Genomic DNA, 7,368 nt, shown 5'->3' on the forward strand with positions numbered 1-7,368 from the left:
ACCGCGCATCGAAGAGAGAATCGAATGACAGCAACAACAAAGAACGTCAGCGTGAAGCTCGACTCAAAGCTCTACACCCCCCTCAAGACGCGAGCGGAGCTCAACGGTTCCAACGTCAGCGACGAGATCCGCTCTCTCCTGCGCTCGGCGCTCGCCGCGGAGGGGCTCGACCTCTACGGCAACGAGGTCGCGGGCTTCATCCGCGGCATCGTCGACGCGCGCATGGACGTCGCCGCACTCGACATCGAGCGCAAGCTCGACGCCACCGAGGACCGCATCGCCGCGGTCCTCTCGCGCCCCATGACCGCCGCCATCATGGCCGGCCTCATGTCGGCCGACGTCCTCAAGGCGTCCTACGCCTCGCTCGAGGACGTCCCTGTCGCGGACATCTGGAAGAACTACCTCGCGCAGGCCGGCGAGCTCAGCCGCGCTGGCCTCGGCAGGATCGACGAGGTGAAGCTCCACGCGCGGGAGCGTGCCGATGGCTAGCCCGCCCGTCATCGTCAACCACTCCGTCGTCCGCGCGGGAACGTCCGCGAGGGCGTCCGCCGCGGGCCTGGCGGCATACGCCGGCACACGCCGCGGAGTCGTCATCGAGGTCAGCGAGGCCGACGGCAGGAGGCTCGGCGTGGACGGCCTGGCCGCCTACGCCGCGAACAGGACCGGCTCGACCGGCGGCCTCTGGGGCGCGGGCGGCCCGGTCCCCGTGGCGGAGGCCAGGCGCGCCATCGCCCAAAACGGCGGCGCGGTGCTCACCACCGTCGTCACGGTCCCGAACGACATCGCCCCAGATGCCGGCCTCGACCGCCTGGACGCCTGGCAGGCGCTGGTGCGGTCCGAGTGGCCGAGGCTCTTCTCCGAGATGACCGGCGTGCCCGAGAGCCGCGTGGAGTTCTACGCGGCGATGCACGTCAACGGCACGAGCCACCACGTCCACATCCTCACGGTCGACCACGAGGGCGACTGGGACTCCCTGCTGCCCAAGGGGAAGATGGAGGCAGCGCGGCTCGAGATCTCCTCGAAGGCCATGGCACCGCTGCTGCGGGAGGCCTACATCGAGCGCGACCTCGCGAGGGAGGCCGCTCTGGACGCCGTCGCCCGCATCGACCGGAACCGCTTCGATATCGAGCTGCCGCCGGACGGAAGGATCGAGGCCGCCCACCTCAGGCGTTTCCACCCGGAGGCATCCGCCGCGCTGAGGGAGGCCCTCGACCGGGCGGCGTCCGGCTCCCCCGAGCTCGCCGGCGCGCTGGAGCGCCACAGGAAGGCGGTCGAGAGGTGCGCCGGCCTCAAGTGCCTGGCCGGGGAGGCGCGGGACGCCTACGCCCGCAAGGAGGCCGCCGACCTCGGCCTCCGGTGCGAGAACGCGGCCCTGCGCGTCCTGGTGCCCGACAGGACGCCAACTCGTGAGGAGATGCCGACGCGACGCGCCGCGCCCGGAACCGGCCCGGCGGTGGAGAGGCGGCGGGAGGCCGGGCTCGCCACCGAGGCCCGTTCCTGCATCCCGAGGGCGCGCCTCGAGAGGATCGCGCGAAAGGCCGCACGCGGCCGGGACCTCGAGCCGGCAGACCTCAGGGGGTGTCCCTCGGCAGACCGGGCCTTCAGGCATGCGCCGTCGCCCGGCCCGGCCCTCGGGCGCGCCGCCGCGGTGGCGACCTTGGTCGCCAGGGAGGCCGCCCGGGACGCCGGCGGGCGCGACATGGGGGACGAGGCCGGCGAGAGGGCGCTGCGGCTCATCGCCGTGACCCTGAGAATCCTCGCCTCCGGCGGCACCGGGCCGTCGAGCGTCCCCGCGCTGAAGATAGCAAACAGGATAGAGAGGACGATCACGAGATGAAACCGAAATCCTTCAACCGCGATATGAAAAAGGAACTCGCCGGCACACTCGCGGCCCAAGGCGTCGCCGCCGTCATAGCCTGCGCCGCGACCGCCAGCGCCTGGGACTACGCCAGGTGGTGGACTCTATCCCTCATCTCGGGCCTCTCCGTCCTGCTGCGGCTGCCCACGGCCGACCCGGGCCCCGAGCCCGCCTACGTCTTCCGCAGCCCTCTCGAAGCGGCCGCCGACGCGGCGGCGTCGGGCGAGATAGGAGAGGTGCTCGCGGCCCTCGCCCTCGTCGCGACGGCCGTCCTCATCCTCGGCCTCGTTTCTTGGGCCCGCTCATGGGCGAGACTCCACGACGGAACGTTCGCCGGCGACCGCGCGCCCACGCGCACGCACGGGGACGCCTGGCTCGAGTCGAGGCCCTCCAGGGTCGCGAGGCGCTGCCCTCCCTGGGACGGGAAGGCCGCCGCGGAGGGGCTCGTGGCGGCCGGCTGCATCGGCGGCGGGATCGCGATGGTCCCCGCCGTCCACTGCCTCATAAGGGCGGGCAGTGGCGCTGGCAAAAGCAGACGCGCGACGGCACCCTCGATCGTCGCGGCGATCGACCGCAACGCCCACGGGATCCCGATGTCCGTCATCGTCCACGACCCGAAGTCCGAGATTCGCGCATGGACCGAGCCGCTCGCCAGGAGGGCCGGGATGGAGGTCGTCGCCATCCGGCTCGACGAGCCCGTCAAGTCGGCGAGGTTCAACCCCCTCGACCGCGCCATCGCGGCACTCGGGACCGAGGGCGTCGCAGGTGCCGTGGCCGAGCTCCGCGAGCTGTCGTCCGCCATCGTGCCCGACGCCTTCTCCTCCGGCCAGAGGTTCTTCACGGACGCCAGCCGCAACCTGCTGACCGGCCTCTGCCTGCTCGCGATTACGGACGGGCGGATCCCCGACGGCGCGCGGAACCTCTCGACCGTGCTCGCGCTCCTGGAGCCCCGCGACGGGAAGAGCGCCGTGAAGTCGCTGGAGGAGCTCGCCGCGGACCTGCCGGCGGGAAACCCGGCGCGCCAGTTCCTCCTCGTCGCCTCGTCGAACGGCGGCGGAGGGGAGGCCCTCGTCTCCACCGCGCGCAACTACCTCATGTCCTTCTGCGACGACGACGTCAGCCGCATGCTCTGGGACGGCGAGGTCGACCTCGCATCGGTCGGACGCAAACCGACCATCCTCTACATCGCCAGCGCGACGGACCGCGGCGACCGCGGCGCGCTCGTCTCGTGCATCTTCTCTCAGGCGCTGTCGGCGCTGCGCGAGACCGCGCGCCTATCAGGCGGCAGGCTGCCGGCGGAGACCCTGCTCGCCATCGACGAGGGGTCCGGGATCCCCAAGATCCCCCGCCTCCTCGGCGACCTCGCGGAGGTCCGGAGCATCGGCCTGCACGTCGTCTTCGTGCTCCAGAACATCCAGCTTCTGGAGGCGCGGTGCGGCTACTCGAGGGCCGAGTCGGACGCGCTGCTGGCACTGCTCGGCACCCAGGTCGTCCTCTCGGTGGAGTCCGTCGGCGAGGCGGAGGAGATCAGCAAGCGCCTCGGCGACTACAGCGTGAGGACGACCGGGGAGAGCTCCACCAAGGGGACGCAGAGCTCCTCGTCCGGCAAGTCGTTCTCCGTGGCGCGCCGCCCACTGATCACCCCGTCGGAGCTCATGGCCTGGAGCGCACGCGAGAACGGCACGCTCGTGATCGACGCAGAGGGCCCGATGGCGCTCGCCAGCCGCGACATCACCGAGACGTTCCTGGGGCCGCTGCTGGACCTGACGTCGCCGGAGGCCGAGGGCGCGATGCTCGCGCGGGCGCTCGAGGGGGAGATCCGGAACACCGTCCCGGCACCGGTCTGGCGCATCCCGGAGAAGCCGAAAAAGCCCAAAGGGTCGCCGTCCGGCGGCAGGAAGCGCAAGGCGTCCGCCGCACCCGACGGGTTCTGATGCGTCATACGGCCCTGCCTGCGCAAACGGCCAGCCGTCATACGACACGCGAGGCGCGTATGACGGCTGGCCGTGACCGCCTTCCGGTTTAACCGGCCACGCTACCAGCGGAAACGAACTCGGCACGCCGAGTTGCGCCGCAAAATCCCGGGCGCCCGTAGTGCGCCCTTATCCTGCTCATGATGGCGCACCTCAACCCAAAGGCCCTCCAACACGTCGTCGAACCCGAAATCGAGCTCCGCCTGGACGCTCTCGCCGAGCGCATCGCCCAGGACGAGCTCCGGCACCTTCGTCACACGGCCGTCCAGCCACTCAATCTCTGTCATCGCGCGCATGGTGCAAGCCTCTTCCGGCACGGGATTGTCAGCTCAAACCGACCCTTACCCATACGGACGAACATAGCTCGCCAGGGGAAGCCCCTGAAGGCCGTGCGCCACAACATGAGGCCGAATCCGCCCCCGGCTGGACGGGCCAACAACGAAGGAGCACACGGAACCGGCGCGGCGTTACAACCGTCCCGGCAAGCGTGTCACTTGGCCAAGTCATGATGCCGACAAGCCCGGAAATGCTCCAACGGAGCGCCGAACGAGCGTAACAATATAAAGCCGTGCAACACGCGTTGGACGACCAGAACATCCCAAACAAAGGCCTGTCGGTCCCACCTTCAAGCCCAATAGCAAAATGTGCATCAGCGGATTTGCAGCGATACAAGCCTCAGCCGTCACCATCACACCGCAGCGCGCCTAGTCCCACTCATCCTACTGCAAATGTCCCAGAACGAGAAAACGACCAGCTTAACATGCCAACCTTTATATCCGCACGCGCGTAATTCAACTCATAAGGACCGGCTATCCCTTACCTGTGACACAATCTCAAACGCACAGAACAGAATCATCAGTCCAATCATCGCATAAGAGGCAGCCGAACCTTCAAGCACTATTCCACAAAGAACAATCTCCGCGCCGCCAATAAGAACTGTTATCAGGCGCTCTCCCTTTTTGCTCTCGCCGCTCGCATAAAAAGGCGGCAAAGCGCACAAGATCACATATAGCCCGGGAAGGGAATACAGGATCGATAGTCCAAGCCCCCCATCAACCGCAGTGCTTTGCGTAAGAATCAACTGAACCCAAACGGCAATTATCACTGAGCAGGTTGTCGATAAAAGAAGGCTAGAAATATAGCACGCAAGAAAATCCCGTCGCATTCGAACAGAGAAATCCGCGAACTCTCTTCGCCGCGTGGAAACAATAAGGTACACAGAAATTGCAATAGAACCAATCAGAGAAAACAGCGGAACAACCAGCAATTCAAGCTTATTACCCCATCGATCAACCACACCCCCACTCCAATGAGCGGGAATTGTATCAGGGAGGGCTGACCAAGCCGCCCATAGAATCAGAAATGGAAGAATAGAGAGGATGAGAGATGATAACACTGCAGTAATTTTTTTTGAGGCTCTCATCGATTCCGCATCTCCTTGTGCGCTCACATTCCACTCCGCCTTAAATCAAGTTTAAATAAAAACTTGAATGCAAATTTGTTTTAATTAGTATGGAAACGATATCCATTTAGTTCTAATTTGTTCGTAGTATCAAATCGATACCGACACTAGCGTGACACAGTCTTTCAAGACAGCTATTCAACATTGGCGGTCACCGCTATGGACAATGTGAACCACCTAAACGAACTCTCAATACAGTCCCAGCTTAGCACCCTTGAAAAACTGGTCGCGGACGCGGAACAATCTACCGACGCAAGACGCGATTTCGAAGCTCAGCCTCGTGCCGTATTCCAGAAATATGGAATTACAGACCTCCAAATCAAAGCGGGAAATCGAAAAGTCTCTGCACGAACTGGTGGAGTCAACCGAAAAGGAGGCGCGTGTCCCCGTTGCACGCGCAGTATATCGTCGCATCCAGCTCCCACCGTCCAAGGCACTTGGACGGTGGGAGCTCCGCATCCCCGTGAAAGGAAAAGCGCGGCCCATCCGGACCGCGCCCGCGCTCTCCTCCCATTTCACCCCGCGACGTAAACCGTCCGGCCCGTCTCGCAGTCGATGGTCTCGGCGTCCCCGAAACCGACCCGGACGGCAGCCCATCCGCCGGAGCGCGCCAACGCGTCCGCCTCGGACCTCGCGGCGGCGATGAGTCGCTCGAGCTCGGCCGAGCCCGCCGGCGCGGTCCCCACCTCGAACGCGCCGCCGTCGCCGCCCGACTCGTACTCGACGACGACCGTCGAGCCGAGCGCCTCCTCGAGGGTCTCGGGCAGGCCGCCCATGCCGGCGAGGGCGCGCCCGGCGACCGTGGCCAGCGGGTAGCGGGCCATCCCGGACGCCGCCGAGCGGCCGGCCATCCGGAACGTGCCGGCGGCCTCGAGCGCCTCGAGGAGCGCCGCGGGCATGTCGGCGTCGATGGCGACGTTGCCCCGCCCGCGGCACCACTCAGCGGCCGCCGGCACGCTCGCCGTGAGCACGCCCCACTCGGCCATGTAGCCCTCGGAGCGCGGGTCCGTGGCGTCGAGGAGGAGGACGGCCAGGCCGCCGCCCGCGTACTCATCGGCCACGAGGGCGAGGCGGACCGCCTCGCCCATGGAGTCGAACTCGACCGTGACCATGCGGCTACCTCCTCCTGACGGCGCTGAGCGGCCTCGGGGAGAAGTGCTCGTCGCGCTCGACGGCGGCGAACCCCATCTGGCGGTTCAGCTCGGCCATCTCCTTGATGCTGAAGTAGCCGAGCTCGTCGTCGTAGCCCTCGACGAGGCCGAACGCCTCGTCCGTTCCGTCGAACTCGAGCAGCCACCAGTCCCATCCGTTCACGCACGAGAAGTAGTGGGCGTAGACCGTGGGGTCCTCCGCCCCGTCCTGCTCGTAGAGCCTCGGCACCGTCTTGGCGATTTCCTCGGTCATCAGCTGCTGCATGCCTTCCTCCGTTCCGGGCACGTGGCCCTCAACATCTCGCCCCTGCGGGCAAAGCCGAATGGCGACGCCGCGCGTCGTCGTCGGCTTTGCTCCCTGCAAAGCCGCACCGGAGCGAAGACGGGTCAAGGGAGGTCCATGACGACCTCCACCAACCGGAGCGGAGCGGAGGTTTGTGCGGGGTCTCATGGGCCCCCTTGACGCGGCGTAGCGGAGGTGCCACCCGGCCGCGGAGCCGTGGCTGATTCACGGCGGACGCCGGCAGCCCACGTCCAGCATCGATACCATTTAAGGCCTTATTTACTTTTTGAAAGGAGTCGCATGGAACTCGAAGACATCGTCTACGAGCTCGCCTGCTTTCATGAGTCGATGCTCTTTTGCTGCGAGGACCGGTCCGGCAAGGAGGACCCGGTCTTCTCGCATTACTGCGTGACGCTGGGAAGGATTGTCAGGGACCTCGAAGAGGCCGAGCGGCGCATCCGGACCGAAACGGCCAACACTGAATCCAGTCAATAGAAAACGCCCCGGCAATTATTGAACTGCGCCCCAATTCTTGGACGGGCTAATAAGCGGCCTACGCCGCACATAGGGACTGATTCCGGAATTCCTCCGGGGTCAGTCCCTTCAGTTTAACCTGCCTCCTTCTCGTGTTCCAATGGATG

8 protein-coding genes are annotated in these 7,368 nt (G+C 66.0%); 4 read left to right on the forward strand and 4 right to left on the reverse strand.

From position 1 onward, the window contains the following. Positions 1-24 precede the first annotated feature (24 nt). From AAAX31_RS04635 to AAAX31_RS04645, 3 genes are read left to right on the forward strand one after another with little or no spacing between them, the layout of a single operon-like run. On the forward strand, positions 25-489 hold the full coding sequence (locus tag AAAX31_RS04635) for a hypothetical protein (protein ID WP_349076318.1): 465 nt from the start codon (positions 25-27) through the stop codon (positions 487-489). Further along, entirely contained in the window at positions 482-1,837 is a 1,356-nt protein-coding gene (locus tag AAAX31_RS04640; RefSeq protein ID WP_349076320.1) for a hypothetical protein, read from the forward strand. The genes AAAX31_RS04635 and AAAX31_RS04640 overlap by 8 nt, the downstream gene beginning before the upstream one ends. Beyond that, on the forward strand, positions 1,834-3,792 hold the full coding sequence (locus tag AAAX31_RS04645; protein ID WP_349076322.1) for a type IV secretory system conjugative DNA transfer family protein: 1,959 nt from the start codon (positions 1,834-1,836) through the stop codon (positions 3,790-3,792). The genes AAAX31_RS04640 and AAAX31_RS04645 overlap by 4 nt, the downstream gene beginning before the upstream one ends. A gap of 101 nt (positions 3,793-3,893) precedes the next feature. On the opposite strand, the gene AAAX31_RS04650 is transcribed toward AAAX31_RS04645, so the two are convergent. The 4 genes from AAAX31_RS04650 to AAAX31_RS04665 all read right to left on the reverse strand — a co-directional run bounded on the left by AAAX31_RS04650 (position 3,894) and on the right by AAAX31_RS04665 (position 6,709). Then, positions 3,894-4,127 (reverse strand): hypothetical protein, encoded by a 234-nt coding sequence (locus AAAX31_RS04650; protein WP_349076323.1) that lies wholly within the window; start codon positions 4,125-4,127, stop codon positions 3,894-3,896. A gap of 500 nt (positions 4,128-4,627) precedes the next feature. Next, positions 4,628-5,281: a DUF1648 domain-containing protein gene (locus AAAX31_RS04655; RefSeq protein ID WP_349076324.1), complete on the reverse strand. Its 654-nt coding sequence runs from the start codon at positions 5,279-5,281 to the stop codon at positions 4,628-4,630. Between the two features lie 527 nt (positions 5,282-5,808). Continuing rightward, on the reverse strand, positions 5,809-6,405 hold the full coding sequence (locus tag AAAX31_RS04660; protein ID WP_349076325.1) for a hypothetical protein: 597 nt from the start codon (positions 6,403-6,405) through the stop codon (positions 5,809-5,811). 4 nt (positions 6,406-6,409) lie between these two features. Further along, a complete protein-coding gene (locus AAAX31_RS04665; RefSeq protein ID WP_349076326.1) occupies positions 6,410-6,709 on the reverse strand; it encodes a DUF2958 domain-containing protein in 300 nt (99 codons plus the stop codon). A gap of 318 nt (positions 6,710-7,027) precedes the next feature. Here AAAX31_RS04665 and AAAX31_RS04670 point away from each other — a divergent pair, with 318 nt between their 5' ends. After that, the gene (locus AAAX31_RS04670) at positions 7,028-7,222 is read left to right on the forward strand and encodes a hypothetical protein (protein WP_349076327.1); all 195 of its coding nucleotides are present in this window, start codon (positions 7,028-7,030) and stop codon (positions 7,220-7,222) included. Positions 7,223-7,368: the final 146 nt, after the last annotated feature.

Source organism: Collinsella sp. CLA-ER-H5 (assembly GCF_040092375.1).
Lineage (GTDB): Bacteria > Actinomycetota > Coriobacteriia > Coriobacteriales > Coriobacteriaceae > Collinsella.

Coding starts and splice junctions, on each gene's coding strand:
- AAAX31_RS04635 (WP_349076318.1), top strand. CDS start 25: ATGACAGCAACAACAAAGAACGTCAGCGTGAAGCTCGACTCAAAGCTC.
- AAAX31_RS04640 (WP_349076320.1), top strand. CDS start 482: ATGGCTAGCCCGCCCGTCATCGTCAACCACTCCGTCGTCCGCGCGGGA.
- AAAX31_RS04645 (WP_349076322.1), top strand. CDS start 1,834: ATGAAACCGAAATCCTTCAACCGCGATATGAAAAAGGAACTCGCCGGC.
- AAAX31_RS04650 (WP_349076323.1), bottom strand. CDS start 4,127: ATGCGCGCGATGACAGAGATTGAGTGGCTGGACGGCCGTGTGACGAAG.
- AAAX31_RS04660 (WP_349076325.1), bottom strand. CDS start 6,405: ATGGTCACGGTCGAGTTCGACTCCATGGGCGAGGCGGTCCGCCTCGCC.
- AAAX31_RS04665 (WP_349076326.1), bottom strand. CDS start 6,709: ATGCAGCAGCTGATGACCGAGGAAATCGCCAAGACGGTGCCGAGGCTC.
- AAAX31_RS04670 (WP_349076327.1), top strand. CDS start 7,028: ATGGAACTCGAAGACATCGTCTACGAGCTCGCCTGCTTTCATGAGTCG.